The organism is bacterium, assembly GCA_024228115.1.
In the GTDB taxonomy this organism is placed as follows: Bacteria; Myxococcota_A; UBA9160; order UBA9160; family UBA6930.
The window spans coordinates 1-1376 of record JAAETT010000492.1 but is presented as its reverse complement, the minus strand read 5'-3'; the positions used below and the strand labels follow the sequence as shown (position 1 = coordinate 1376).

Genomic DNA, 1376 nt, shown 5'->3' with positions numbered 1-1376 from the left:
TCTCACGCGCCAAGTCCAAGCCTGGCAAGACGATCGCAACCGAACGACGAAGGGCGTCGACTGGCAATTCACGACCCAACAAGCCCGCGTGAAACTGCGACGACTCTACCCCCAGCTTTTGGTGTGACAAGGGACTAGGATGGTCGGCCGCGCACGCAGCTTCCCGTAGTCGAGCAGCGGCAGCAGGTGACACGCGTGGTCGCCGCCAATGGCGGCGATGACCGCTCGGACCTCCTCGTCCGCGAAGAACTCGTGCAGGTCCGCTACGCGATTCTCTGCTGTGTCGGACACGAAACCGTGATGTTCGAGCGCATGACGCCCCAGCTTGACCCGAAAGCCGAGCGACTCGAGCTTCGCGACGCCGCGTTCCACACGATGCGGAAAGACGCCCGCACCGCCCCACGACGGGCTCACGATGCCAACAACGTCACCAGGTCTCAGGCTCGGTGCCTTCAGTGTCTCGCGCATGATGGTCCTTCCTTCTCCGCTGTGCTTCACACTTTGGGTCGTAGCCTCGCTCGAACCTCCGGGAAGCAATCCTCGTTGGTCTATCAAAAAAGTGGTTGCGAAAGAGCTACTTAGGGTCCTACCTCTCAAGGATGAAGCCCGCGAAGCAACATCATGTCAACTATCTGCCTTCTCCCCACCCGACCGCTTCCGCCGCTTCGCGAAGTCCACACCGGTTAGATTCCTAGCCAGTGGAATGCTCGTTCACCATTCGCCCTGCCTCGCAACTCGACCTACAGGCGATTTTCGAGCTCATCCGAAGCACTCACGGGCCCTACGTCGAACCCCGTGGTTGAACACCCGGAGCAGAGTCGGCGCTCCTACCTCTACGCTGCAACGCGCGCCCGATTTCGCGATGCTCGGAAGGTCGCAATCTGAAGGTCCGCTTCGTCCCGGGTTGAAGGCGGTCGCGCCGGCGTAGCGCGTGGTCAGGCGGCACGTATGGCCCGGGCATATCGCAGTTCAGACAGCGGGTACCGCGTGTTCGCCGCCTCGATTCGCGTGCTGGCGTCTTCGGAGAAACCTAGCGAGCCGTAGAACTCCCTTGCTCGCAGATTGCCTTCAAGAACCCACAGGGTGCACATCTTGGCACCTTCCCGATTGAGGCGAGACAGCATTGCGGTCATGAGGTCGGAGCCAAAGCCGCGGCGCCAGTGGCTCGGATGCACATTGCAGGCGAAGACCTCCCAGGTGTCGGGGGGGCACGTCATCATCTTGAGAGGGCCCGAATTGTTGGCGATCACGAGAAACCGTAGAAATCTGATCATCTAGCCGTGGTCGCGCGCGAGTGCTGGTTTCTCGTCAGAACGGCGAATCGGTGTCGGTCGGATCGGTGTCGAGTTCGCGATCGAGAGCCGCGAGGTAGTGTC

The 1376-nt window shown here is 61.3% G+C and carries 2 protein-coding genes; both read right to left on the bottom strand.

What is annotated here, in order from left to right; genetic code table 11:
• Positions 1–105: 105 nt before the first annotated feature.
• Positions 106–468, bottom strand: a complete 363-nt coding sequence (locus tag GY937_21010; GenBank protein ID MCP5059193.1) for a hypothetical protein — start codon at positions 466–468, stop codon at positions 106–108.
• A gap of 467 nt (positions 469–935) precedes the next feature.
• The gene (locus GY937_21005) at positions 936–1274 is read right to left on the bottom strand and encodes a GNAT family N-acetyltransferase (GenBank protein MCP5059192.1); all 339 of its coding nucleotides are present in this window, start codon (positions 1272–1274) and stop codon (positions 936–938) included.
• Positions 1275–1376 lie beyond the last annotated feature (102 nt).

What these genes read in the sequence shown, in the direction of transcription:
- GY937_21010 (MCP5059193.1), bottom strand. Translation starts at nt 468, where the DNA reads ATGCGCGAGACACTGAAGGCACCGAGCCTGAGACCTGGTGACGTTGTT.
- GY937_21005 (MCP5059192.1), bottom strand. Translation starts at nt 1,274, where the DNA reads ATGATCAGATTTCTACGGTTTCTCGTGATCGCCAACAATTCGGGCCCT.